General features: G+C 64.4%; 19 protein-coding genes and 1 pseudogene. 6 read left to right on the top strand and 14 right to left on the bottom strand.

The genetic code is table 11. The annotated features are described in order from the left end of the window. Positions 1-16: 16 nt before the first annotated feature. The 6 genes from AB3X89_RS12225 to AB3X89_RS12200 all read right to left on the bottom strand — a co-directional run bounded on the left by AB3X89_RS12225 (position 17) and on the right by AB3X89_RS12200 (position 6,646). Positions 17-1,618 carry a peptide chain release factor 3 gene (locus AB3X89_RS12225; RefSeq protein WP_368583499.1) on the bottom strand — a complete coding sequence of 534 codons (1,602 nt, stop codon included), beginning with the start codon at positions 1,616-1,618 and terminating at the stop codon, positions 17-19. Between the two features lie 710 nt (positions 1,619-2,328). Further along, positions 2,329-2,628 carry an H-NS family nucleoid-associated regulatory protein gene (locus AB3X89_RS12220; protein WP_368583498.1) on the bottom strand — a complete coding sequence of 100 codons (300 nt, stop codon included), beginning with the start codon at positions 2,626-2,628 and terminating at the stop codon, positions 2,329-2,331. A 125-nt stretch (positions 2,629-2,753) separates the two neighbouring features. Beyond that, a complete protein-coding gene (locus tag AB3X89_RS12215; protein ID WP_368583497.1) occupies positions 2,754-3,953 on the bottom strand; it encodes a serine hydrolase domain-containing protein in 1,200 nt (399 codons plus the stop codon). Between the two features lie 143 nt (positions 3,954-4,096). Beyond that, the gene (locus AB3X89_RS12210) at positions 4,097-4,300 is read right to left on the bottom strand and encodes a hypothetical protein (protein ID WP_368583496.1); all 204 of its coding nucleotides are present in this window, start codon (positions 4,298-4,300) and stop codon (positions 4,097-4,099) included. A 516-nt stretch (positions 4,301-4,816) separates the two neighbouring features. Next, positions 4,817-5,080, bottom strand: a complete 264-nt coding sequence (locus AB3X89_RS12205; protein ID WP_368583495.1) for a hypothetical protein — start codon at positions 5,078-5,080, stop codon at positions 4,817-4,819. A 99-nt stretch (positions 5,081-5,179) separates the two neighbouring features. After that, positions 5,180-6,646 (bottom strand): sigma-54 interaction domain-containing protein, encoded by a 1,467-nt coding sequence (locus AB3X89_RS12200; protein ID WP_368583494.1) that lies wholly within the window; start codon positions 6,644-6,646, stop codon positions 5,180-5,182. A 329-nt stretch (positions 6,647-6,975) separates the two neighbouring features. Between AB3X89_RS12200 and AB3X89_RS12195 the strand changes: the two genes are divergently transcribed. From AB3X89_RS12195 to AB3X89_RS12180, 4 genes are all read left to right on the top strand, one after another. Continuing rightward, complete coding sequence (locus AB3X89_RS12195; protein WP_368583493.1) at positions 6,976-8,376, top strand: GntP family permease; 1,401 nt, start codon at positions 6,976-6,978, stop codon at positions 8,374-8,376. Between the two features lie 501 nt (positions 8,377-8,877). After that, positions 8,878-9,129, top strand: coding sequence for a hypothetical protein (locus tag AB3X89_RS12190; protein WP_008921056.1), 252 nt, complete (start codon positions 8,878-8,880; stop codon positions 9,127-9,129). Positions 9,130-9,536: 407 nt separating this feature from the next. Next, a complete protein-coding gene (locus tag AB3X89_RS12185; RefSeq protein WP_368583492.1) occupies positions 9,537-10,529 on the top strand; it encodes a DedA family protein/thiosulfate sulfurtransferase GlpE in 993 nt (330 codons plus the stop codon). Between the two features lie 117 nt (positions 10,530-10,646). After that, a complete protein-coding gene (locus AB3X89_RS12180; RefSeq protein ID WP_368583491.1) occupies positions 10,647-12,377 on the top strand; it encodes an FAD-dependent oxidoreductase in 1,731 nt (576 codons plus the stop codon). A 44-nt stretch (positions 12,378-12,421) separates the two neighbouring features. On the opposite strand, the gene AB3X89_RS12175 is transcribed toward AB3X89_RS12180, so the two are convergent. From AB3X89_RS12175 to AB3X89_RS12160, 4 genes and pseudogenes are all read right to left on the bottom strand, one after another. After that, positions 12,422-13,021, bottom strand: coding sequence for a LysE family translocator (locus AB3X89_RS12175; RefSeq protein ID WP_368583490.1), 600 nt, complete (start codon positions 13,019-13,021; stop codon positions 12,422-12,424). A 104-nt stretch (positions 13,022-13,125) separates the two neighbouring features. Then, entirely contained in the window at positions 13,126-13,383 is a 258-nt protein-coding gene (locus AB3X89_RS12170) for a hypothetical protein (RefSeq protein ID WP_176107130.1), read from the bottom strand. Between the two features lie 94 nt (positions 13,384-13,477). After that, a pseudogene (locus tag AB3X89_RS12165) lies at positions 13,478-15,614 on the bottom strand (hypothetical protein). 334 nt (positions 15,615-15,948) lie between these two features. Continuing rightward, positions 15,949-16,851, bottom strand: coding sequence for a DMT family transporter (locus tag AB3X89_RS12160; RefSeq protein ID WP_368583489.1), 903 nt, complete (start codon positions 16,849-16,851; stop codon positions 15,949-15,951). A 234-nt stretch (positions 16,852-17,085) separates the two neighbouring features. Between AB3X89_RS12160 and AB3X89_RS12155 the strand changes: the two genes are divergently transcribed. After that, positions 17,086-17,961: a helix-turn-helix domain-containing protein gene (locus tag AB3X89_RS12155; RefSeq protein WP_368583488.1), complete on the top strand. Its 876-nt coding sequence runs from the start codon at positions 17,086-17,088 to the stop codon at positions 17,959-17,961. A gap of 38 nt (positions 17,962-17,999) precedes the next feature. On the opposite strand, the gene AB3X89_RS12150 is transcribed toward AB3X89_RS12155, so the two are convergent. The 4 genes from AB3X89_RS12150 to AB3X89_RS12135 form a co-directional block, all read right to left on the bottom strand. After that, positions 18,000-21,032, bottom strand: coding sequence for an FAD-binding and (Fe-S)-binding domain-containing protein (locus AB3X89_RS12150; RefSeq protein ID WP_368583487.1), 3,033 nt, complete (start codon positions 21,030-21,032; stop codon positions 18,000-18,002). Positions 21,033-21,079: 47 nt separating this feature from the next. Continuing rightward, positions 21,080-21,829: a 2-keto-4-pentenoate hydratase gene (locus AB3X89_RS12145; RefSeq protein WP_368583486.1), complete on the bottom strand. Its 750-nt coding sequence runs from the start codon at positions 21,827-21,829 to the stop codon at positions 21,080-21,082. A 3-nt stretch (positions 21,830-21,832) separates the two neighbouring features. Next, positions 21,833-23,119 carry an MFS transporter gene (locus tag AB3X89_RS12140; protein ID WP_368583485.1) on the bottom strand — a complete coding sequence of 429 codons (1,287 nt, stop codon included), beginning with the start codon at positions 23,117-23,119 and terminating at the stop codon, positions 21,833-21,835. A gap of 174 nt (positions 23,120-23,293) precedes the next feature. Continuing rightward, entirely contained in the window at positions 23,294-24,514 is a 1,221-nt protein-coding gene (locus AB3X89_RS12135) for an alanine--glyoxylate aminotransferase family protein (RefSeq protein ID WP_368583484.1), read from the bottom strand. 170 nt (positions 24,515-24,684) lie between these two features. On the opposite strand from AB3X89_RS12135, the gene AB3X89_RS12130 reads away from it, so the two are divergent. Continuing rightward, entirely contained in the window at positions 24,685-25,416 is a 732-nt protein-coding gene (locus AB3X89_RS12130) for a GntR family transcriptional regulator (protein WP_368583483.1), read from the top strand. Positions 25,417-25,548: the final 132 nt, after the last annotated feature.

Here is a 25,548-nt window from a genome sequence, read left to right as displayed (position 1 = left end):
CAGCGGACTCGCGGCTTTACATCGCCTTCCGGAACGGCGCGCCCGAGTGCTCGCGCAACTCGTTGAACACGATCTTGGGCCACGCCTTCTGCGCGACTTCGATCTCCGATACGTGCGAGGCTAGATAGGTCGGCGCATCGGACGCATCGAGCGCGATGCGCGCCGAGTACGAATCGGTGAAGCGGCGCAGCTCGGCCGGTTCGTCGCAGGTCACCCAGCGCGACAGCCGGTAGCGCGCCGGCGCCATCCGCACGTCGACCTTGTATTCAGTCGACAGACGGTGCGACACCACTTCGAACTGCAGCTGCCCGACCGCGCCGAGAATCATCAGACCGCCCGCTTCGGGACGGAACACCTGGATCGCGCCTTCCTCGCCGAGCTGCTTCAGCGCTTCGCCGAGCTGCTTCGCGCGCATCGGATCGACCACTTCGACGGTCTGGAAAATTTCCGGTGCGAAGAACGGCAGGCCGACGAACTGCAGTTGCTCGCCTTCGGTCAGCGTATCGCCGAGACTCAGCGTACCGTGATTCGGAATACCGATGATGTCGCCCGGATACGCCTCGCTCACCGTCTCGCGACGCTGCGACAGGAACGTGACCACGTTGTTCGCGCGGAACGTCTTGTTCGAGCGCGTGACCTTCACCGCCATGCCGCGCTCGAAACGTCCCGAGCACACGCGGATGAACGCGACGCGGTCGCGGTGCGCGAGGTCCATGTTCGCCTGCACCTTGAACACGACGCCGGTGAACTTCGACTCTTCCGGCTGCACCGGACGCTGCACGGTCATGCGCATCGACGGCGGCGGCGCGAGGTCGACCAGCGCGTCGAGAATCTCCTTCACGCCGAAGTTGTTGATCGCCGAGCCGAACAGCACCGGCGACTGCTGGCCGGCGAGGAACTGCTCACGGTCGAATTCGGGCGTCGCGCCGCTGATCAGATCGATCTCTTCCTTCGCACGCACCCACGCGTGGCCGAAACGGCGCTCGCCTTCCTCGTCGCTGAGTGCCTGCAGCGTTTCGACCGCGCCGCCGGCCGTATCCTGACCGGCGCGGAACACCCGCACCTGATCGCGCTGGACGTCGTAGACGCCCTGAAAATCCTTGCCCATGCCGATCGGCCATGTGAACGGCACCGCCGCCACGCCGAGGTGCTGCTCGATTTCGTCGAGTAGTTCGAGCGGCTCGCGCACTTCGCGGTCGAGCTTGTTGATGAACGTGACGATCGGCGTCTTGCGGCTGCGGCAGACTTCGAGCAGCTTCAGCGTCTGCGCTTCGACGCCGTTCGCGCCATCGATCACCATCACGGCGGCGTCGACCGCGGTCAGCACGCGGTAGGTGTCCTCGGAGAAGTCCTCGTGGCCCGGGGTGTCGAGCAGGTTGATCACGCAATCGCCGTACTCGAACTGCATCACCGAGCTCGCGACCGAAATGCCGCGTTGCTTTTCGATTTCCATCCAGTCGGACGTCGCATAGCGGTTGCTCTTGCGGCCCTTCACCGTACCGGCGATCTGGATCGCGCCCGAGAACAGCAGCAGCTTTTCGGTGAGCGTGGTTTTACCCGCGTCCGGGTGGGAAATGACCGCGAACGTGCGGCGGCGTTTGAGTTCGGAGACTGACATCGGGTCTGGCGGTCACGGAAAGGGGTTCGGGCGGTTCCCGGCGGCTTTGGGCGGCCGGTATGCCGCGCGTGGCGCGGCGGCGTCGAGCTGCGGGAGTCGGGCGCGGGCCGGAATCGGCCGGCGCTGGTTCGACAATGCGGGAATCGCTGGCGCAAAAACGGCGCAAGGTGCGAATGATACACGTCTGGCGCGACGGCCGGGGGAAAGGGCTGCGGCGCCGGACGGGCGACGGCGCGAGCGTCCGCGCGCCGCGCATGCTCGCGGCCAAAGGTGAGCGTTTTCGGGACTTGCGGCGGCGAATATCGATTCGCGGTCAAAGGTGAGGATCGCGAAGCGCATGCGCGCACCTGCCACGGCGCACGCACCACGACCGCGATGTGCGGAAAAACCGCGGTAAAGCGTCGCAACGCTACGAACAGGCTCCGGCTCGACGCCTGGAAACGCCCGCCAGCAAAGGCTGGCGCGGGTTTGCGACAAGCGATGCGCGGCGGCGCGACACCACGGCGATTCGCACCCGCGGCGGTGCGTTGCGCGTCAAAGCCTGGCTCACCGAAGCATCCCGCTAGCTCCGAACGCATCGGTGAATTTCGCTGTACGCGTTCAGGCGTCACGCAAAGGTGAGCGTTTTCGGGACCTCCGCAGCGGTGCGGAAACAATCAAACGACGCATCACTTCAGAGAACACGGACGCATCGGCATCCAAGGCGGAGTTCAACCTTCGATCAGAAACCGCTCGCGATTCTTCCCGACGAGCCAGCCCGGCGAGCGTCCACGGCCGCTCCAGGTTTCGCCGGTCTTCGGATTGCGGTACTTGGCGACCGCCGTCGCCGACGACTTGCGGCGCGGCTTCGCTGCGGCGCTCGTGAAGCCGAGTTCTTCGGCAGTCAGGTCGTATTCGGCAATCTTCTGCTTGATATCGGCGATAGCTTGCGCGACTTCTTTGTCGCGCGCGGCTGCGACTTCCTTGTGGAGTTTTTCGAGTTGCGCAGTCAACTGTTTGTAAGAGGCCATGCCGGTGTTCCCCCCTCGGTTAGACGCACTGCGATGAATTGCGATGAATGGTTGGCGGACACTATCAGACGAATAAATCACAGGATAGTGAATCACGCGGCCGAGCGCAGGCGCGGCGGCCGCGCTCAATCGTCGATCGCATCGTAGACGCGGCGTTCGAAGTCGATGGCCATCAGGAACGGGTCGATCGAGCGGCGCTGGATCAGCATCAGGCCGATCATGTTTTCGACCGGATCGGCGAACCAGCTCGTGCCGTACGCGCCGGGCCAACCGAACGAGCCGAGCGAGCGATAGCCGAGCGGCAATTGCTGCGCCGGATCATCGACGATCGACAGGCCGAGGCCGAAACCCTGCCCCGCCCAGATCACGTGACCGAAGGCAGGCAGGCGGCGCTGATCGCGGCTCAGGAAATTGCTGCGCATCAGATCGACCGAGCGATGCGACAACAGCCGCGTATCGCCGACGCGGCCGCGCCCGAGCAGCAGTTGCGCGAATTGCAGATAGTCCAGGGCGGTCGAGACCAACCCGCCGCCACCGCTCTGAAAGCGCCGCGGATTGGCCCAGCGGCTCGCGGCCGCATGATCCTCGACCACGCGACGCCGCGTGCCGGGATCGATGTTGTACGCGGTGGCTAGGCGCGCAAGCTGCGTGTCGGGCACCCAGAACGCGGTGTCGCGCATGCCGAGCGGCTCGAAAATGCGCGTGCGGAAAAACTCGCCGAGCGGCATGCCGCTCACGCGTTCGATCAGCACGCCGAGCACGTCGGTCGCCACGCCGTAGTGCCAGCGCGAGCCGGGCTGGAACATCAGCGGCAGTGCGGCGATGCGCGCGAGCCACGCGCTGTTGCCGCCGCTCGCCTCGAAGCCGTTGAACGCGGCAGCATAGGCTTCGGCGAGGTGCCCCGTCGCCGTGAAGTGATACGCGAAGCCCGCGCGATGCGTGAGCAGGTCGAGCACCGTAATCGGCGCGCGAATCGGATCGGTCTGGTCGAGCGGTCCGGTCGGATCACGCAGCACGCGCGGCGCCGCAAGCTCGGGCAGCCACTGCGAAACGGGCGCATCGAGCGCGAGGCGGTCTTCCTCGATCAGCATCATGATCGCGGCACTCGTCACCGGCTTGGTCATCGACGCGATGCGAAACAGCGTGTCGCGCTCCATCGGCAATTGCGCGGCTTCGTCGCGTAGGCCTATCGGTTCCAAGTAGCCAATTTCGCCGCGCCGCCATACGAGCGACACCACCCCCGCCACTTCGCCGCGCTCCACGTAGCCCTGCAGCGTGGTGGTCAACTTCGCGAGCCGGGTCGCGGCAAGCCCTGCTATCTGCATGTTCGTCCTGTGTCGGTAATAAGAAAGCGTGCATGCGCCCATATCACTTTGGCGATCAACCGAAAGATATAGCTGGTCCGGTGAAAGCGCACACGACGGCTTTCCTGATTGCCGATTCCGATTGGCGGACTCAGTGACGACACTCAGGCTTTCTGCCGTTTTTCCAATGCGCAAAGCGCGGCATCGAGGCGTTTGACGCGGGTTGCCTGTGCCGGCACGATAACCGCGCCGGAAACGTGCTGGAGGCGGCTTCGCCAATAAGACAACGGAATGCGGTCTTCTGCGGAAATATGGGAAATGATCTGTTCGAGATGCTCGATATCTTTTTCGAGTTGCTGATGATTCATTGCTTTCCCCGGATTCTATTGAATTAGTGTTGAAGCAAAAAAATCGAAAGCATAAGTCGCGTTGGCCCGCGCGACCCGAACTAATGCCCGCCAGTAGCGGGAAAATCTTCCTTTTCGTTTTCTGCGCCGGAAAAAAAACGGCAGTTTCTTCTCGCCGGGGTTAAATTCCCAACGGTTTAAAAAGAATACTGCTGTCAAATTTCACGTTCCGTTGCCTGCCGCACTGAACTTAGTTGGACACCCCGAAGCTAAAGATAAATGGTGATCGGCCGCAAAGGATAATCGGTGTGCGGCGACTCGACGTTGTAAAAATGCCGCGCGCGGCTTACTTAACCCAATTCGCATCCAATCGTGGATCGGACGCACATTAGGCGCATCAATTTATGACAACCATGTGGTAACCGCGAGCGTATCGGGACTTGGCAGGAAATTACCGGCAACGGGTGAACAAACCAATGCCGCCTCCGAATCGAACTGCCGCGCTCGCCGGTGTTGTACCGGCACGGCTTCCGGTGCTTACTTCGCGGACGCGCGGCACGCGTAGATCAGGCTCAACGTGCCGCTCTGGCTCGACTGCCGCACGACGTCGAACGCGCCATTGCAACTGGCGGCCGCCTGTTGCGAGCACGAGTCGGAACCCACCGGGCATTGCACCAGCGTGGTTGAGCGGCCGTCCGGGAGGAACAGCGGCGCGCTGCTGCTACACCCGCCAAGCGCGACGATCGCGCCCACGGCCAGCATGACGCTCGAGCGGCGCGCGAAGAAGAAAAGGCGTTTCATGGAGACCCCGGTCACGTCTTGTTTTTCGATCTCGCGATTGTGCCACGCTGCCTTCGTGCTGCGTCAGTTCGTGCCGCGCGGCCGGGCAGGTGCGGCGCGTCAAACGTCGATGCCGTGCGCGGCGATCTTTTTGTACAGCGTCGCGCGGCCCATGCCGATCTGTTTCGCAGTGTCGATGACGCGGCCGCCGTTCGCGCGCAACGCGTCGCACAGAAAGCGCTTTTCGAACGCGGCCATCGCGTCGCTCCACGAAGTGGGTTCGGCGGTGGCCGCAACTTCCACGCCGGCGGCCGCGACAGACGGGGTCCGCGCCGGCGCCGCTGCGCCGCCCTGCCCCGAGCCGATGAACGGCGCAAGCACGCGCGCATCGATGCGTTCGCTGTCGGACAGCATCACCGCGCGCTCCAACGTGTTGCGCAGCTCGCGCACGTTGCCGGGCCAGTCGTACGCGCACAGCAGACGCAATGCGTCGTCGTGCAATTCGAAGTGGCTGCCGCCGCCCGCCTGCGCGGCCAGATCCTCGAGCATCGCGTAGGCGAGCGCCTCGATGTCGGACGGACGCTCGCGCAGCGCGGGCGCAAGGATCGTCAGCACGTTGAGCCGGTAGTAAAGGTCCGCGCGAAAACGTCCGGCCGCGACGAGCGCGGGCAGATCGGCCGAGGTCGCCGCGATGATCCGCACATCCGCGCTCACGACGCGGTTCGAGCCGAGCGGCTCGAACTCCTTGTCCTGCAGCACGCGCAGCAGCTTGCCCTGCAATGGCAGCGGCATGTCGCCGATTTCGTCGAGAAACAGCGTGCCGCCGTTGGCGAGCTCGAACTTGCCGACCCGCCCCTTGCGATCCGCACCGGTATATGCGCCGGGCGCGGCGCCGAAGAATTCGACTTCGAGCAGCGTGTCGGGAATCGCGGCGACGTTGACGCTGACGAGCGGCTTATGCGCGCGCGCCGAGCCGCCGTGAATCGCATGCGCGAGCAGTTCCTTGCCGGTGCCGGTTTCGCCGAGCAGCAGCACCGGCGCTTCGAGTTGCGCCGCGCGCCGCGCCTGGCGCTTCACTTCGAGCGACGCCGGGCTCGTGCCGACGAAGCTGCCGAACGTATAGCGCGCGCGGCGCGCCTGCACGAGCGACTCGCGGGTCGCGATCAGCTCCTGCTGCAGCCGCGAGTACTGTGAAAACAGCGGCGACAGCGCTTTCAGCTCATCGAACAGCGCGAAGCCGACCGCGCCGATCGTCGCGCCGGCATCGTCCTTCAGCGGCAGACGCGTGACGACCAGCGGCTCGCGATCCGTCTCCATGATGTCGAGCAGGATCGGCTTGCCGGTGTTGACGACCTCGCGCATCAGACTGTTCGGGATCACCGCTTCGCAATCGCGGCCGATCGCCTGTTGCGGGTCCGAAAAGCCGAAGCGCGCCGCATACCGTTTATTGATCCAGACAACGCGCGCTTGCCCGTCTACGATGAAGGTGCCTTCACTGAAGTTTTCGAACGTGCGAAACAGCGATTCCATCGCCCGACGAAGCACGTCGTCGTAGGTGGCGGGCAGGCCCGTCCAGTCGGTCATCATGCTGTCGTTGTCTCCGCTTATCGTTTTGCTTGCAATCGATCTCAATTGCTAGACAAATTTATCTCCAAATAGAGACAGGCGACAGGCCTTATGCATCATGACTTACCCTGGTTTCCGGTGATCTTGATCGGATTGGAGTCCCGTTTCGGAGACACCCGAGTACAATCCGCCCACGATGCCTTGGGCCACCGCTGCACGCCCGCGCCAGGCGCCACAGCGCTTCAGCGGACAAACGCCGGGCATGGCATGGAATCTGCATTTCGACCGCGCCGCGCCGTCGCTCGATCAGGACGGCAAAAAAGGTAGAACAACCAGGCTATGGAGACTCAATGACCTTTCTCATCGTTATCGCCGCGCTGGCGTTTCTGATGTTGGCCGCGTATCGCGGCTACAGCGTAATCCTGTTCGCGCCGATCGCGGCGCTCGCCGCCGTCCTGCTCACCGAGCCCGCCGCCGTCGCGCCGGTCTTCACAAGCATCTTCATGGACAAGATGGTCGGCTTCGTGAAGCTGTATTTCCCGGTGTTTCTGCTCGGCGCCGTGTTCGGCAAGGTGATCGAGCTGTCGGGCTTCTCCGAGTCGATCGTCGCGGCCGCAATCCGCTATATCGGCCGCTCGCGCGCGAACGCGGTGATCGTCGCGGTGTGTGCGCTGCTCACCTACGGCGGCGTATCGCTGTTCGTCGTCGTGTTCGCGGTCTATCCGTTCGCGGCCGAGCTGTATCGCCAGAGCAATATTCCGAAGCGACTGATGCCCGGTGCGATCGCGCTCGGCGCGTTCTCATTCACGATGGACTCGCTTCCGGGTACGCCGCAGATCCAGAACATCATCCCGACGACGTTCTTCAAGACCACCTCGTGGGCCGCGCCGACGCTCGGCGTGATCGGCTCGCTGTTCATCATCGTGGTCGGTCTGACGTATCTGGAATGGCGCCGCCGCAGCGCGATGGCGACCGGCGAGGGTTACGGCACCGAACTCGTCAACGAGCCGGAGCGCGTCGAATCGAAAGAGCTGCCGCATCCGCTGCTGGCGATCGCGCCGCTCATCGTGGTCGGCGTCGCGAACTTCTTCCTGACGCGCTGGATTCCGACCTGGTACGGCCCGTCCTTCACGGTCACGCCGGAGATCCTGCCGGGCCTGCATGCACCGGTCGAAACGAGCGTCAAGGCTCTGGTGGGGATTTGGGCCGTGCTGGGCGCGCTGCTGCTCGGCATCATCATGGTCATCGTGACGGCGTTCGGCCGGGTGAGCCACCGCTTTGCGGTCGGCACCAAGGCAGCGGTGGCGGGCGCGCTGCTGGCGTCGCTCAATACCGCGTCGGAATACGGCTTCGGCGGTGTGATCGCGGCGCTGCCGGGCTTTCTCGTCGTCAGCAATGCGCTGAAAAGCATTCCGAATCCGCTCGTCAACGCGGCGGTGTCGGTCAGCACGCTGGCGGGTATCACGGGTTCGGCATCGGGCGGTATGAGCATTGCGCTCGCCGCGATGTCCGATACGTTCATCAAGGGCGCGCAGGCCGCGAATATTCCGCTCGAAGTGCTGCACCGGGTGGTCGCGATGGCGAGCGGCGGCATGGATACGCTGCCGCACAACGGCGCGGTGATTACGCTGCTCGCGGTGACGGGTCTCACGCACCGGCAGTCATATCGCGACATCTTCGCGGTCACGGTGATCAAGACTCTCGCGGTGTTCTTCGTAATCCTGGTGTATTACACGACCGGCCTCGTGTGAACGTCGAATCGGAAACCAGCACTTTGATCTGATAGATCCGCATTAGTCCCACCTCGACAGCCCGCCGACGAAGCACGAGGATGGAGTCGTCAGCGCCCAATGTTGCAAGGGCAGGCTGACCCGAGTAACAACGGCGTTTAACGGCCCGTCCCTATCCGGACGGGCTATTTTTTTCAGCGCGCGATTCGTGCGCGAAAGGTGAGGAAATCCGGGAGCGACGCCAACCACAGCGAGAGTCCCACCGGACGCCGCCTAGCCCGCGCCCGCGTCACCCGCATGACAAAAGCCGAACCCAAGCCGCGCCGCCGCGGGGCATGAAAAATGCAGCCGTCGCAACGAGGAGTCGCGTTAAACTGGTTGCTCGCTCCGCAATCGCGAATGCGCTAAAACCGGGGCGAGATAGAGACAAAGGCAGACGCAACACGGCACGACGAGGCGGCAGACGGCACGCCATCCGCCCCGTACAATGGTTCCATCACCAACGCAACAAGGACAACTTCGATGCGCATTACCGGGTCCTCCGGGTCAATGGCCCTGCTCACCGAATACGACGACGCAACGGCGCGCGAACTCCGCTCGCTGCGCCTCGAATCGACCGAAGACGGCAAAGGCATCCTGCTGATCGAGGTCGATGAGCGCAAGCCGGGCATACATCGTGAAGTGCGCTACGAAATCACGCCCGCGGAGCTGATCGCCGCGATCCGCGCGCATGGCGCCGAGTTGCCGGGCGAACAGCACAACCATCGTCAGTGAAGCAGGCGCGCGGCGTATTACCGTCGCGTGACTCGTCAGTCTCCCTGCGCCGATGGCGTCGCGCTTCGACGCGTCAGCGCGGAATTGTTCGCATTGGGTGTGCCCGCGCGCGCCGCCGTGCTTCCGTTTGTTCCGCTCGAACCGCCAATCCCCGCTTTCCTACGGGTTTTTGCAAGCGCTTTCGCGCGTCTCGTTGAGCATGCTTACCCGGCCTTCAATCACTTGTTAGAAGCGGTCGCCCCGCTTGTGTAGCGGGACATGCGGCCATATATGCAGGCCTGATCGCAGCCAGAACACGGGCCGATTTCCAGGTCGGTTGCACGTCTTGAAAATACGTCCATAATCCTTGCATTCCCCTTTGCGTTCCTTACCGCGCTGCGCCCGCAAGGGCCGCGGATGTTAAACCGATGCTACATGACCTCGTCGCGCAATATGGACCTGCGCTCGTCTTCGCAAATGTGCTGGCCGCCGCGCTCGGGCTGCCGGTGCCCGCCATGCCGTCGCTCGTGCTGTTCGGCGCGATGGCCGCGATGCACCCCGGCTCCGTCGGCTCGCAGTTGCTGCCGGTCCTCGTGCTGTCGATCTTCGCGACGCTGATCGGCGACAGCGTGTGGTACGTCGCGGGCCGCATCTACGGCGGCAATACGCTGAAGACGATCTGCCGGCTGTCGCTGTCGCGCGACACCTGCGTGAAAAAGACCGAGCGCTTCTTCGGCCGCTGGGGCGTGCGCGTGCTCGCGGTCGCGAAATTCGTGCCGGGGCTGTCGATCGTATCGATCCCGATGGCCGGCGCGATGGGCACGCGCTACCGCACCTTCCTCACCTACGACGGCGTCGGCGCCGCGCTGTGGTCCGGCACCGGGCTGATCCTCGGTGCGTTGTTCGCGCGGCAGATCGATATGCTGTTCGCGATCGCCGGGCGGCTTGGGCGCACGGCGGCGGTGGTCGTCGTCGCGTTGCTGGCGCTGTACGCGGCGTACCGGTGGATCCGCCGCCGTCAGTTGATCGCGAAGCTCGCGTCCGCGCGCATCGAGGTCGACGAACTCGCGAAGCTGTACAAGGCTAATCAGGCGCCGGTCGTGTTCGACATCCGTTCGCAGGAGAAGCGCAAGCTCGATCCGTTCGTGATTCCAGGCGCGCAATTCGCCGACGAACGGCAACTCGACGGCATCGTCGCCAGCTATCCCCGCGATCAGAAGCTCGTGATCTACTGCTCCTGCCCGAACGAGATTTCCGCGGCATGGATGGCCAAGCAGCTCACCGAAGCCGGTTTCTCCGACGTGCTGCCGCTGCGCGGCGGCATGGAAGCCTGGCGCGACTCGGGCAAGCCGGTGGACTCGCTGCCCGAAATGCCGCCGCCCGAAGTCACGGTCGACGATATCGCGCCCAAAGCCGTCTAGCTGGAATTCGCGACGGCATCGTCCGTCTGCGCGCGCGGCACGGCTCGTCCGGCCATGCGAGCGCGCATTGCGTTGCCTTGCGTTCAATCGTGCGATGAACATCGAAGGAGCGGTTCAATGCTTTCGACTCAGGACGTTTCGACTCAAGAGGTGGAAGGACAGCAGGGAGTCGTCGCCGACGCGCCGTTTTCGTCGCTGTCGACGCGTTTGCATCAGATGTTTCCGGAGCTCACTTGCGCCGAGATCGACAGGCTGCGCCGCTTCGGCGAGATCGGTCGCTGGAAGTCCGGCGAGTTGCTGTTCGAGACCGGCCGCACCGGCCCCGGCATGTTCGTGGTGCTCGAAGGACGCGTGAAGGTCTATCAGCGTGACGGCATCGGCCGCGAGCACGTGATCAGCGAGCGCGGCGCCGGGCATTTCCTGGCCGAGGTCGGGCAGCTGTCGGGCAAGCCCTCGCTGGTGAACGGCCTCGCGACCAGCGCCGTCGAAGCGCTGCTGATTCCGCCCGACCGGCTGCGCGCGCTGATCGTCGCCGAAGCGGAACTCGGCGAGCGCATCATGCGCGCGCTGATTCTGCGGCGCGTGTCGCTGATCGAAAAGGGCGCGGGCGGGCCGATCCTCGTCGGCAACAGCAATGACCCGCGGCTCGTGATGTTGCAAGGCTTTCTGTCGCGCAACGGCCATCCGCATTCGGTGATCGACGAACGCGACGAAGACGCGCTGCGGCTGATCGAGCAGTTCGCCGCGCAGCGCGAGGACCTGCCGCTCGTGATCTGCCCGGACGGCACGGTGCTGCGTCATCCGAGCATGCCGGAGCTTGCCACGCGCTTAGGTCTGCTGCCCGATCTCGACGACACCTACGTGTACGACGTCGCGATCGTCGGCGCGGGACCGGCGGGACTTGCCGCAGCGGTGTACGCAGCCTCCGAAGGGCTGTCGGTGATCGTGCTCGACAGCCGCGCGCCGGGCGGCCAGGCGGGCGCGAGCTCGCGCATCGAAAACTACCTCGGCTTTCCGACCGGCATCTCGGGCCAGGCGCTTGCCGGCCGCGCGTTCGTGCAGGCGCAGAAGTTCGGCGCGCACGTTGCAATTCCGGTCAGCGTGCAGGCGCTGCATTGCGGGCAGTCGCCTTATCGGCTCGAAACGAAATGCGGCGGCCACATCAGCGCGCGGACGATCGTGATCGCGAGCGGCGCCGTGTACCGGCACCCGGCGCTCGACGGGCTCGAGCGCTTCGACGGACGCGGCGTCTACTACTGGGCGTCGCCGGTCGAGGCGAAGCTGTGCAAGCGCCAGGAGGTCGTGCTGGTGGGCGGCGGCAATTCGGCCGGCCAGGCGATCGTCTATCTGGCGACGCACGCAGCCAAGGTTCACGTGCTGATCCGCCGCAGCGGTTTCGAGGCGACGATGTCACGCTATCTGATCGACCGGATCCGCTCGCTGCCGAACGTGTTCGTGCATCCGGGTTCGGAAGTCGGCCGGCTCGAAGGCGATGAGGACGGGCTCGTGTCGGTCACGCTGAAGCGGCCGCTGCCCGACGGCGTCGATCACTTCGACACGCGGCATCTGTTCCTCTTCACCGGCGCGGACCCGAACACCGAATGGCTGCGCACCTGCGGCGTGCAGCTCGACGCGAAAGGCTTCGTGCTGACGGGCATCAGCGCGGACGGCTCGGCCACCGCGTGCGATCTCGGGACTACGGTCGAAGGGGTCTATGCGATCGGCGATGCGCGCGCCGGGTCGACGAAACGCGTGGCCGCGGCGGTCGGCGAAGGCGCGGCCGTTGTCGCGCAGATTCACCAGCTGCTGGCGCAGATGAGCGGGGAAGAGATGGCGCTCGGTGCGTGAGTCTCGATGCGGTCTTTAGCGCATCGTCTTTGCCGCATCCGTCTTCAGTGCAACGCGGCACACGCGAGCGACACTGAAAACACGCCGAGCACGATCGACGCGCCGCGCTGCACCTTCGCCGGTTCGAGCCAGCGGAGCCGGCCGCTACCGAGTGCGGCGCCGAACGCGATCCACGCGAGCGCGATCGGCGCGGCAAGGCACGCGAACATCCCCATCGCGAGCAGATAAGCGGGCAGATGCATGAACGCGGCGGCCGGAAAGATCGTGCCGCCGAACAGCAGCCCTTTCGGATTGAGCAAGGTCGCGACGAACAGCGCGCGCACGTTGCCAGCGCGTTGCGTCGAGCCCGGCAGTGCCACCGCCGCGCGCCACATATCGAGCGCAAGCCACGCGATATACACGCTCGCGGCCACGCGCAGCAGCGACGGCAGCCACGGCCACGCTTGCGCCGCGTGCGCGAAGAAGCGCCCCCACGCGGAGATCGACACCAGATAGCCCGCCAGTTCGGCGGCGATCAGCGGCAGCGCGCGGCGCAAACCGGCGCGCAAACCGGCCGCCGCCAGTAGCGTGTTGGTGGGGCCGGGCGTCACCAGTACCACGATGATGCCGGTGGCCAGCAACGCGATCTCGGTTGCAGAGAGCATAAAAAAGCGCACGGTGAGTTACACAGTGCGCTGTTGTAGCACAGACAGCACGATGGCTGCGCCGAAGCGAACCCGCCGGTTCAGCGGTCCACTCGGCTCATCGCTCAGCGCTCCAGCTTCGCGCGCAACTCGCGCGCGGCCTCCAGCAGCCCTTCATACCCCGAACGCGCGTGCTCCGGCAAATCGGGATCGCCGACCAGCGCGCCGAGCGTTTCGATCAGACTGTACACAATGCCTTTCGCCGCGCCCGACGCAATGCCACCTGACGACATCTGCTGATCGACGTGACTGAGCGCCGCGTCGAGCTGCTCGATCTCCGGACGATCGTCGGAGGGCGGCTTGGGAGGAACGTCTTGCGTCATGATCGAACACCACTCCTTTGAGTGCATCGGTAAAGTTGTTATATACCGATCATGCGCCGCCGTCTATTCGTGTTCGGCGCGACGGCGACCCACGTCAAGGCGTCCAGCGATACATCAGCAGCTTCGCGCGCGCGTCGTCTTCGACCAGCACCACGTACTCGCCGTTATCGCGCTGCACCGCGCTGATGCCGAGATACACGTCGACCCAGCCGCTCTTACCGCCGACGTTCGCGCCCGGCGTCATATAACCGACGGCCGTGCCGTTGCGCGCGTCGTAGACGTCGATGCGATCGGTGTACAACTCCGCGACGAAGACATAGTTGCCCGCCACCGCGACGCCGACCGTGGTGGTCTGCGGATCGCTTTGCGTGTTCCACGGCAGCGAGACCGTGTAAGTCAGGGCCGGCGTGCCGCTGCTCCAGTTGTCGTAGCGCGCAAGCACCGGGCCCGCTTCCTTCCAGTGCGTCGGGTCCCACGGAATCGCGCTCGTGAAGCCGGACAGATACATCGTGTCGGTCGCTGCGACATAGACGAGCCGCGCGAGCCGCGTGAACGGCGCGGGCATCGCGAACAGCTTCGCACTTGCGTACGTGTAGATCGGATTGCCTGCGGAGTCGAGACCTTGCAGCGGCATCTCGCGCACGCCGCTCAATGGCGTGGCGAGCCACACGTTGCCGGAATCGTCGACCCACCAGAAGCCGTTGCCGACCGTGCTGCCGGTCGACGGATTGCCGCTGATCTCGCTCGCATCGACGGTGCCATTGCCATTGCTATCGCGCCACAACCATTCGCCGTAAGTTGGTTGCGCGGCGGGCCAGCTGCCCGGCAGCGGATTCTGCGCGAGCATCCCTGACGGAATCGCAATCTCGCCATGCGCGGCATCGAAGCGATAGACGTTCAGATAGTGCGCGCCGGGATCGAGCGTATAGAGAAAACGCTGGCCATTGAATCTGCGCACCATCGGTTCGCCGCGCACGCCGCGCGGCTGGTGAAACGCGGGGTCGTCGGGGTAATCGAAGCGATCGAGCGTGAACGCCGCGTATGACCATTCGTGGCCGGCCGGCTGCCGGTAATCGAGCGTGAAGCGCTTCGAGCCCGTGTAGATCGAAGCGGGCGTGGCCGGATCGAACGCGCCGCTATCGACGAAAGTCAGGCCGTAGAGCCGCCAGTTGAGCACGCGCGTGCCGTACACGTAGCTCTCCAGCACCGCGCCTTGCCCTACCGATGCCGAGCCCAGCGCGCGCGGTCCTTCGCCGTTTTGCGCGACGTACAGATTGCCGGCCGCGTCGACGCCGATGCCGGTGATGCCGTTGAAACGCGTATCACCCGGCACGCCGCGCGCCGGATGGAAGATGCCGTTGCGCGTGCCAATCGACGCGCCGGCCTGCATCTGGCCGCCCGCGCCTTTGTTGAATACGAGAATCTGCTGCGAAGCGCCGTTGTCGGCGACCAGCAGCTGGCCGGATGGCGTGACCGTGAGGTCGGTTGGCACGCTGCCAGCGGGCAGCGCCAATGGACCGGCGAGCGCGGTGCCGTCGGCGCGGTAGTGCAGGACGCTCAGGCTGCCGGTGCCGAAGCCGCTGATGATCCACAGCGTCGAGTCGGTGTCGATCGCGATGCGCGCGGGCGATGCGACGCTCCACGAACGCAGCGGCTGCATCGATTGCGCGTCGTACACGACGATCCGGTTGCCGTACGTGTCGGCCACATAGAGTTCGCTGTCGTTCGCGGCGAGGCCGCGAATGCCCGCGTCGATGCCGGTCTGCACCGTTTGTACCGGAAAACGGCGCGCCGGCCGCGAGATTCGCGAGCGTGCGCCGCGTGATGCCGTACCAGGTCTGATTGGCCGGCGGATAGTCGGCGCCGACCAGCGCATTGTTCTCGTTGCCGATCGACATCGCCGCGTACAGGTACGTGTGATTCACCGCCACCGCGTCGCCGCCGGCCGCGCCCCAGCCGTGCGTCGAACCGGCGACCGCGAGCTTGTCCCCCGCGCGATAGGCGGCAATTTCGCTGCCGCTTTCGTCCCACGGCGCATTCGTATAAACGCTGCCATTGGCATCGACGCTAATGGCCTGAATATCCTGCTGTATCCATTTGCCGTCGCCAAATCCGAAACTATTACCGACCCATGATGTCGTGTAATTCAATTTGGATTGCGCGGAGACATTCGGCGAGATCAGGCTATGGATTAGAACCACGGCCAGGCCAAGGCGGGGGAAAATCTTCACGGCGGTCGATCCTTGCTAGGCGCGAAGCACGCACGGCAGGCAGGCTGACCGGCGTGCTTCGCCTGTACGCGCATCATTGCTGGTAGCGTTACGATGTGCGCACATCAGAGTTGGCGTTTTATCCTCTCATATAAAAATAGCAAACTTATTAATAAAAAAAAGATAATTGAATGTCACCCAATCCAATTCATTCCATTTGCATCGATTTACGATTCAAACCAAATCTTTCGTTCACGAAGCCGGTAAAAACCGGTTCCCGTAAATCCTCACCGGTCAGAGATTCAGGCGCTTGTTCTGCTCCTGTAAATCCTCACCTTGAGCGCGATGCACATCATCATGTTCGCGCCGCCCGGCGACGCACGAAGATCCGCCGCGTCAGATCGAACGCGACCAGGTTGCCGGCCAGGACGAGCAGCAGACCGACCACCGCGAGCACTGACCAGCGGTAACCCTCGAACAGCGTCGACGCCGCAAGCGCGACGATCGGAAACAGCACCGTGCAGTAGGCGGCGCGCTCCGGGCCCATGCGGCCCACCAGCATCAGGTACGCCGTAAAGCCGATCACCGAGCCGAACACCGCGAGATAGGCGAGCGCGCCGAGATAGCGCGCCGACGGTTCCACCGCGAACGAATAGCCGGCGAACAGACTACCGAGCGTCAGGACGGCCGCGCCGATCAGCATCGCCCAGCTATTGGTCGCGAACGGATGCAGGCCCATCGACTGCATGCGGCTCGACAGCAGGTTGCCGGCCGAGAAGCACAGCGTGCCGAGAAACGCGACGCCGAGCCCGAGCCACGCGGTGTGATCGCCGAGATGCCCGGCCATCTGCTGCACGAACAAACAGACGATGCCGACGAGTCCGAGCAATGCGCCCGCAATCGCGCTCGGCTGCAGCGGCCGGCCCATGAACAGCCGCCCGTTGATCGAGTTCAGCAGCGGCGCGGTCGAGAACACCACCGCGACGAGCCCGCTCGGCACGATCTGTTCGGCGTAGTAGAAGCACAGGAAATTGAGGCAGAACAACGCGAGGCCCTGTGCGGCGAGGTAGCGCCAGGCGTCGCGCGGCGGCCAGATCGGCCGGCGCATGATGCGCAGCAGCGCGAACAGCAGCAGCGCGGCGATCCAGAAACGCCAGGCAATCGATACCGGCGGCGGCACCGCGCCGAGTTGCCATTTGATCGCGATCCAGGTGGTGCCCCAGATCAGCACGGTGACGGCATAAAGCAAAAGATTCATGGTCGGGCCTCGGACTGCAATGACAAGCTGCCATAACGCGCAGCATTGACGATAGCCCGACTATGCAGCCGCGCCGCCGCCCGCAATTGTCCAAAATTGCGCACTTTTTCGTGGCAATGAGCGGCCAGACTGGCCGCGCCGTATACTGGCCGCTCAACCCGACGCATCACCGGAAATCCTCCGCTCGCCGCCGTGACCGCCAGCCCGTCCGCTCCCGTGATATCCACCGCCGGCATGCCTTTTGGCCTGCAGTCGGTCTGTCACACGCTCGCCAGTGCGAACGCGCATCTGGATCGCTTCGCGTGGCTCGGCGACGGACTCGCGATCGCACTCTGGACCCGCGACACGAAGGAAGCCGAGACCATCTATGAGCGGCCCGGCCATCACACGCTGTCGTGCTATCTGGACGGCGGCTATCGCACCGAGCGCCAGAAAATGCCGGGCCACTACGGCGCGCCGTCGCGGCTGTGCGCACTGCCCGGCGATCACGAATCGCGCTGGTGGGTGCGCGGCCATATGCACTTCATGCACCTGTACTTCCTGCCCGAGCACTTCACGCGACGCGCGGTACAGGAGCTCGACCGCGAGCCGCGCGAATTGACGCTCGCCGATCGGACCTATTTCGAGGACCCGCGCATTGCGAGTCTGTGCCAGTCGCTCGTCAACGAGGAGTGGGAAAGTCCCGACGGTCTGCTGCGCACTAACGAAACCGCGCACGAAGTGCTGAGCCTGCTGTTGCGCGGACAAGGCGTGCGGCGCGCGAACATGGCGCTGAAGGGCGGGCTGTCGGCCGCGACGCGGCGCCGCCTGCGCGACTATATCGACAGTCGTCTCGCGCAGCCGTTGACGCTCGGTGAGCTGTCGGGTGTCGCGGCGCTATCGGAGTTTCATCTTGCGCGGATGTTTCGGGAGTCGTTCGGGTTGCCGCCGGCCGCGTGGATCGCGCGGCAACGGCTCGATCGCGCGCGCACGCTGCTGCGCACGACGACGTTGCCGCTCGCGCAAATCGCCGAGCAATGCGGCTATGCGAACGCGAGTCACTTTAGCCACCGGTTTCGCGAGGGTGTCGGGGTGACGCCGAGCGGATTTCGGCAGGCTATCGGCGTTTGAGTCTCGCGTTCGGGTTTCGCTTTCCAGTTAGCTCCGCGTCATTGCAGCGCCATCGCCAGCACGCGCGCGACGTGAATCGCGTCCACGCCCGCTCCATCGTGAATCTGATGCCGGCAGCTGGTGCCATCGGCGACCATCACCGTGGCGGCGTCGAGCTTGCGGACCGCGGGCAGCAGCGACAGCTCCGCCATCGCCTGCGAAGTCGCGTAGTGCTCGGCTTCATAGCCGAAGCTGCCGGCCATACCGCAGCACGACGATTCGACCGTCGATACCTTCAATTCGGGAATCCACTTCAGCACGGTCTGCACCGGCGTGAATGCGTCGAACGCCTTCTGATGGCAGTGGCCGTGCACGAGCGCCTGCTGCATCGGCAGCGGTTTCAATTTGAGCTGCAAACGCCCAGCGTTTTCTTCGCGCACGAGGAATTCCTCGAATAGAAACGCGTGCTGCGCGAGGCGCCGCGCTTCGTCGCCGAAACCGTACTGCAGAAATTCATCGCGCAACGACAGCAGACACGATGGCTCCAGCCCTACCACCGGCACGCCGCGTTCGATGTACGGCCGGAACAGATCGAGCATGCGCCGCGCTTCCTGTTTCGCTTCATCGACGAGACCCGCCGCGAGAAACGTGCGGCCGCAACACACAGGACGCTCGCCCGGGCGTGCATTGAAGTGAACCGTGTAGCCCGCCGCTTGGAGCACCTGTTGCGCAGCACGTGCGTTGTCGGGCTCAATGTGGTTGTTGAAGGTATCGACGAACAGCAGCACTTCTTTCAGCGTGGACGGCTGCGCGGCCTCGCGTGCAGGCCTCGCGGACACCGCATCGGCCAGAAACGCCTTCTTGAACCGCGGCAAACTCCGCTCGGCGGCGAACCCGACCGCGCGCTTGAACCACGCCGACAGCACCGGCACGTTGTCCGCGAGCGCCACCAGTCCCGGCATGCGGCTCGCAGCGCCCGCATAGCGGGGCATGAACGCGACCAGCCTATCGCGCAGCCGCACGCCATGCGTCCTCGCCCGCGCCGCCCGCGCCTCGAGCTTGAACTTCGCCATATCGACGCCGGTCGGGCAATCGCGCTTGCAGCCCTTGCACGATACGCACAGGTCGAGCGTTTCCTTGACGTCATCGCTCGCGAGTCCGCTTTCGCCGAGCTGGCCCGAAATCGCGAGCCGCAACGTGTTGGCTCGCCCGCGCGTCAGATGCTGCTCGTCCTTCGTCACGCGATAACTCGGGCACATCGTGCCCGCGTCGAACTTGCGACAGTGGCCGTTGTTGTTGCACATCTCGACCGCTTTCGCGAGACCGCCGCTCAGGTCGTCACCGCTGCCCGGCGCGCTTTCTTCTCCCGTCAGCCGATCGCGCTTCACGTTCCACATCGACCAGTCGAGCACTGTTTCGATACGCTGTTCGCGATAGCCCGGCGCAAAGCGGAAATTGCGCGCGTCGTCCATCTTCGGCGGACGCACGATCTTGTCTGGATTGAAGCGATTGTCGGGATCGAACAGCGCCTTGATCTCGCTGAACGCCTCGTTAAGCCGCGGCCCGTATTGCCACGCGACCCATTCGCCGCGGCACAGACCGTCGCCATGCTCGCCGGAATACGCGCCCTTGTACTCGCGCACCAGCGCGGCCGCTTCCTCGGCGATCGCCCGCATCTTCGTTGCGCCGTCGCGGCGCATGTCGAGAATCGGCCGCACGTGCAGCGTGCCGACGCTCGCATGCGCGTACCAGGTGCCCTCGGTGCCGTGGCGATGAAACACATCGGTGAGGCGGCTCGTATAGTCGGCCAGATGTTCGAGCGGCACCGCGCAGTCCTCGATGAAGGACACCGGCTTGCCATCGCCCTTCATGCTCATCATGATGTTGAGACCGGCCTTGCGCACTTCCCACAGCGCTTTTTGCGCATTCGCGTCCGGCATCTCGACGACCGCATCGGGCAAGCCCAGCTCGCCCATCAACTCGGTCAACTGCTTCAGCGACGCGAGCTGCGCGTCGCGATCCTCGCCCGCGAACTCGACGAGCAAAATCGCCTGCGGCTCACCGACCAGCGCCTTCTCGATCACCGGACGAAACGCGGGATTGCTCAACGCGAGATCGATCATCGTGCGATCGACCAGTTCGACCGCGACCGGCTTAAGTTTGACGATGTGCTGCGTGAGCGCCATCGACTGCCGGAAGGTCGGAAAGTTGACCACGCCGAGCGCCTTGTGCGCGGGCAGCGGCGCGAGCTTCAGCGTGATCTGCCGGCTGAATGCGAGCGTGCCCTCGGAGCCGACCAGCAGATGTGCGAGGTTCGCGCTGCCGTCATCGGTATAGGCGCGCGGACTCTGGCAGTCGAACAGATCGATGTTGTAGCCCGCCACTCGGCGCAGCACCTTCGGCACGCGCGCGACGATTTCATCACGCTCGCGCTGCGCGATCCGCGCGACGCCCGCGACGATCTGCTGCAAGCGCTCGCCTTGCGGCGCCTCGCGCAGCGACGCGAAGCGCGCTTCGCTGCCGTCGGCGAGAATCGCGTCGATCGCGTCGACGTTGTGCACCATATTGCCGTACTCGATCGAGCGCGAGCCGCACGAGTTGTTGCCGGCCATGCCGCCGATCGTGCATTGCGCAGAAGTCGATACATCGACCGGGAACCACAGTCCATGCGGCTTTAGCCACGCGTTGAGATGATCGAGCACGACGCCGGGCTCGACCGTCACGGTGCGCGCGTCGGCATCGAACGCGACGATGTTGTTGAGCCACTTGCTCGTATCGACCACCAGCGCTTCGCCGACCGTCTGCCCGCACTGGCTCGTGCCCGCGCCGCGCGCGAGCAGCGGTACTTTCTCGCTGCGCGCAATCTCGAGCGCGATGCGCAGATCGTCCTGATCGCGCGGCACTACGACGCCGACCGGGGTGATCTGATAGATCGATGCATCGGTCGCGTAGCGGCCGCGGCTCGCGAGATCGAACAGCACATCGCCGCGCAGCGCTTTGCGCAGATGCTGCGCGAGCGGACTCGTGGCACGCGCGGCGGAGGGGACCAGATGGATCGGCTTGACGAGCAAGCCCGCAGTGGGATTCGTCATTTCGTCGGCCTGTGAGGAGCGCGCGTGAGCCGCGCGGCTCGAATTACCTAGTACAGCGTCAGATGCACCGGCGCGAGCCCTTCGATATGCCCGCTCACGTTGCCCGCCTCGCGCGGAAAGAACATGCCGGTGTACGAACCGGCGGTGATCACCATCTCCGGAGTCACCGCGATACCGCGCGCACTCGCGTGATTGACGAGCCACGTCAACAGCCGCCGCGGATCGCCGGCTGGATTCGCGGGCGTCGTTGCGACGACATTGCGTCCGTTGAACTCAAATTGCAGCGACGGCGCCAAGTACGGGAAATCGTCGCGATACCGCGTGAATTCGCCGACGATCAGCGCACCGTGATTCTGCAGGTCCGCGAGCTGCGCTAGTTTGTCGATGGCGGGCCACGCGGCATAGCGGCTCGCGACGATCTCGATGGTCGCGCCGATCGAGCCGATACCCGCGAGCACTTCGTCTTCGCCGTACGGCGTCGCGGAAGGCTCGAAACGCCGGCCGAAACGGAACGCGACTTCGAGTTCGAGCCCGAGCGGAGCGAAACCTTCGCGCGACAGACGCACACCGTCGGCGTGCAGATCGATGTCGGGCAATGGCGCTCCTTGAATCGGCGCGCTCGCCGACTTCGCGCCGATCTTCCAGCCGCCGATTCGCGCGCCGCACGCGCTCAGGATTTCGTGCTGGATTGCGTAGGCCGCGTCGGCATCGGACGGCAACTGTTCCGGCGGCAACGTGTCGAGCACCGTACGACTGCGACGCGCATCGGCAAGAAGCTGGCTGAGTGATGAAGTCATGTTTTACGCGCCCATCCGGCTGGAAACCTGCGCCTTCTCCGACGCGCTGAGTTCGAAGCGGCTCTCCGGCTGCATGCGGAACGCGAGCACGACGCCGATGGCCATCAGCAACATGCTGCCGACGAACGGCAGATCCCAGTTGCCGAAGTGGTCGATCAGAAAGCCGCCCATCACCGGCGAGATGATCGCGGCCAGCGCCGAGCCCGTGTTCATCATGCCGCTGGCGGTGCCGGAGAATTCCGGCGCGATATCCATCGGAATCGCCCACATCGGGCCGATCGTCATCTCGGCGAAGAAGAAGCCCGACGCGAGACAGGCGATCGACAGCGTCAGGTCATGCGTGAACATCAACGGAATCAGCGACAGCAGACAGAACAGCATGCACCCCGACACCATCCAGCTGCGCGCGCGCTTGAGGCTGCCGGTGCGCTTGAAGATCGCATCGGTGACGAGGCCGCCGAGCGTATCGCCGATCACGCCGGCAAAGAACACGACCGACGCGAAGATCGCCGACTTCTGCAATTGCAGATGATGGTTGTGTAGGAAGTACAGCGGAATCCAGCTCAGGAACAGCCACAGCGTCCAGCCGTAGCAGAAGTAGACGATCGTGACCGGCGCCATGCGGCGAAACAGCTTGCCCCACGGCAGGCCTGCGACTTTCGGCTTCACTGCGGGCAGCACCGCGAGTTCCTCGGGCGTGATGCGCGGATGATCTTTCGGATGCTCGGTGAACGTGATCGCCCACAGGGCGACCCACACCAGGCTCAGCGCGCCGCAGATATAGAACGATTCGCGCCAGCCCCAGGTGGTCATTACCAGCACGATGAGGGCCGGCGCGACCGCATTGCCGACTCGCGACGCCGCGTGCGTGATGCCCTGCGCGAAGCCGCGTTTTTCTTTCGCGACCCAGCGCGACATCGCCGATGTTGCCGCCGGGAACGTCGCGCCTTCACCGAAACCGAGCACGAGCCGCGCGGCAAGCAACGAAGCGAGGCCGCCCGCGAGGCCCGTGAACACCGTCGCGAGACCCCAGATTGCACCGCAAAACAGCAGCGTGCGCCGCGCGCCGAAGCGATCGCTGACCCAGCCGCCGATCACCTGAAACAGCAGATACGGATACGCGAAAGCCGAGAACACGAGGCCGACCTGCGTATGCGTGAGATTGAATTCCTTGCCGAAACCCGCGGCCGCGGTGCTGACGTTCACGCGATCGAGGTACGTGATGAAGTACATGATGCAGAGCATCACTAGAACGATACTGGTCGCACTGGTCAAACGAAACCGTTTCATCCTCTCTCTCCGTGGCATGTGTCGACGGCGCGCTTGAAGTGGCGCGCTGCGTCGTCGCCCGTCGGCCGCGACAGCCGTTATGGACGCATTGCATGTTGTGATGGCAGCGTTCTGCGCGCGGCCCGATGAGAAATGCGCTCCCTGGTGTTGCGGGTTGTTTCCTGCTGGTGGCGCTTATGCCGCGGCCTTCAACCCCGGCGTCTTCGGTGCGTGGCTCAACCACTCCATAGCGGCAGGCATGCCGCTTTCCTTAAGGGATACGCCAGCAAGCCGCAGACCCATTTCGCAGCCGGCCAGGGTCGCGAGCAGCGTCAGATCGTTGCAATCGCCCAGATGGCCGATACGGAACATGCGGCCCTTCATCTTGCCGAGGCCCGTGCCGAGCGACATATCGAAGCGCTCGTAGATCAGCTTGCGCACAGCGTCGGCATCGACGCCGTCGGGCATCATCACGCCCGTGAGCACCGGGCTATACACGGCGGGATCGGCGCACTGGATTTCGAGCCCCCACGCACGCACCGCGCGGCGCGTCGCTTCGGCGAGCCGCTCGTGACGCGCGAACACGTTGTCGAGCCCTTCGCCGAGAATCATCTCGATCGCTTCGTGCAGGCCATACAGCAGGTTCGTGTTCGGTGTGTAGGGCCAGTAGCCGGTCTTGTTCATTTCGACGATTTCCGACCAGTCCCAGAAGCTGCGCGGCAGCTTCGCGTGCTGGTTGGCGGCCATCGCCTTCGGCGAGATCGCGTTGAAGCTGATGCCCGGCGGCAGCATCAAGCCCTTTTGCGAGCCCGACACGGTCACGTCGACACCCCATTCGTCGTGGCGGTAGTCAGCGCACGCGAGACCGGAGATCGTATCGACGAGCAGCAGCGCCGGATGGCCCGCGGCGTCGATCGCTCGGCGCACGGCGGCGATGTCGGACGTGACGCCGGTCGAAGTTTCGTTGTGCACGACGCAGACCGCCTTGATCGCATGCTGCGGGTCGGCGCGCAGACGCTCTTCGATCATTTGCGGCTGCACGCCGCGCCGCCAGCCTTCGATGCCTGGCAGACCCAGGAACTCGGGCTTCAGGCCGAGCTTCTCGGCCATCTTTTTCCATAGCGTCGCGAAGTGGCCGGTCTCGAACATCAGCACGTGATCGCCGGGGCTCAGCGTATTCGACAGCGCCGCTTCCCATGCGCCCGTGCCGGACGCCGGATAGATGACGACCGGCTGCTGCGTCTTGAAGATCTTCTTGATGCCGTCGAGCACCTTCAGACCCAGTTCGCCGAACTCGGGGCCGCGGTGGTCGATGGTCGGATAGCTCATCGCGCGGAGGATGCGATCGGGCACCGGACTCGGCCCCGGAATCTGCAGGAAGTGACGGCCAGCGGGATGAAAATCTAGCTTCAGCATCGGGTTCCTCCAATTTGAATTTTGCATTCAAAAAACTGTATCAGAAGAATCGTGACGCTCCCAAGGCGAAATATGCTCGTTGAGGCCCGTGTTTACCCGCGTTTGCGCTCGATTAACTAATCGATATGGTTCCGATAAAATCCCACATCATGTGAGCTGAGGGTTTTTGTATGCAAAATTCGGATGTCGACGCGGGAGTGACCGCAGCCCCGCTGATGCCGAAGGTCGAGCGTCAGCGCCTGCATGACACGGTGGTAGAGCACATCCGCCGCTTTATCGTCGAGGGCGTGCTGGCGCCCGGCAAGAAACTGAACGAGCGCGAGTTGTGCGAAACGCTCGGCATTTCCCGCACGCCGCTGCGCGAAGCGCTGAAGGTGCTGGCCGCCGAGGGCTTGATCGAAATTTCGCCGAACCGGGGCGCGTCGGTGTCGAAAATGTCGGAGGCGGAAGTGCGCGAAACCTTCGAATTGATGAGCGGCCTCGAAGCGTTCTCGGGCGAACTCGCAGCGGAGCGCATCACGGCGGCCGAACTCGCCGAGATCAAGGCACTGCATTACGCGATGCTCGCGTGCCGCGCGCAGAACGATCTGCCGGGCTACTACAGCCGCAACCAGGCGATTCACGACAAGATCAACGAAGCGGCGAGAAATTCAGCGCTGCGGCAGACGTATGTGTCGATCAACCGGCGGCTGCAGGCGCTGCGCTTTCGCTCGAACTATCAGACGCCGAAGTGGGACCGCGCGATTCACGACCACGATGAAATGCTGAAGGCGCTCGAGGCTCGCGACGGCAAGAAGCTCAGCGCGATTTTGCGGCAGCATCTGCTCGATAAGCGGGATGCGGTTTTGCAGGTGCCGGTGCAGGATGAAGTGGTCGCTTCGGCCTCCGTGTTGAAGGCGTGATGCGGACGACTGATGCCGAGTCACGCTTCACGGCACCCTGTCGGCAAACAAAACTTGTCCACCTAAATTGTTGGCAAGCCTGTGGACAACCTTCGCACAGCGAGCCTAAGTGCTTGAAGCGTGAGAACTATC

The sequence above is a fragment of the Paraburkholderia sp. BR14320 genome (assembly GCF_040948665.1).
GTDB lineage: Bacteria > Pseudomonadota > Gammaproteobacteria > Burkholderiales > Burkholderiaceae > Paraburkholderia > Paraburkholderia youngii.
The sequence above is the reverse complement of the archived record's forward strand: the minus strand, read 5'-3'. Positions and strand labels throughout refer to the sequence as shown.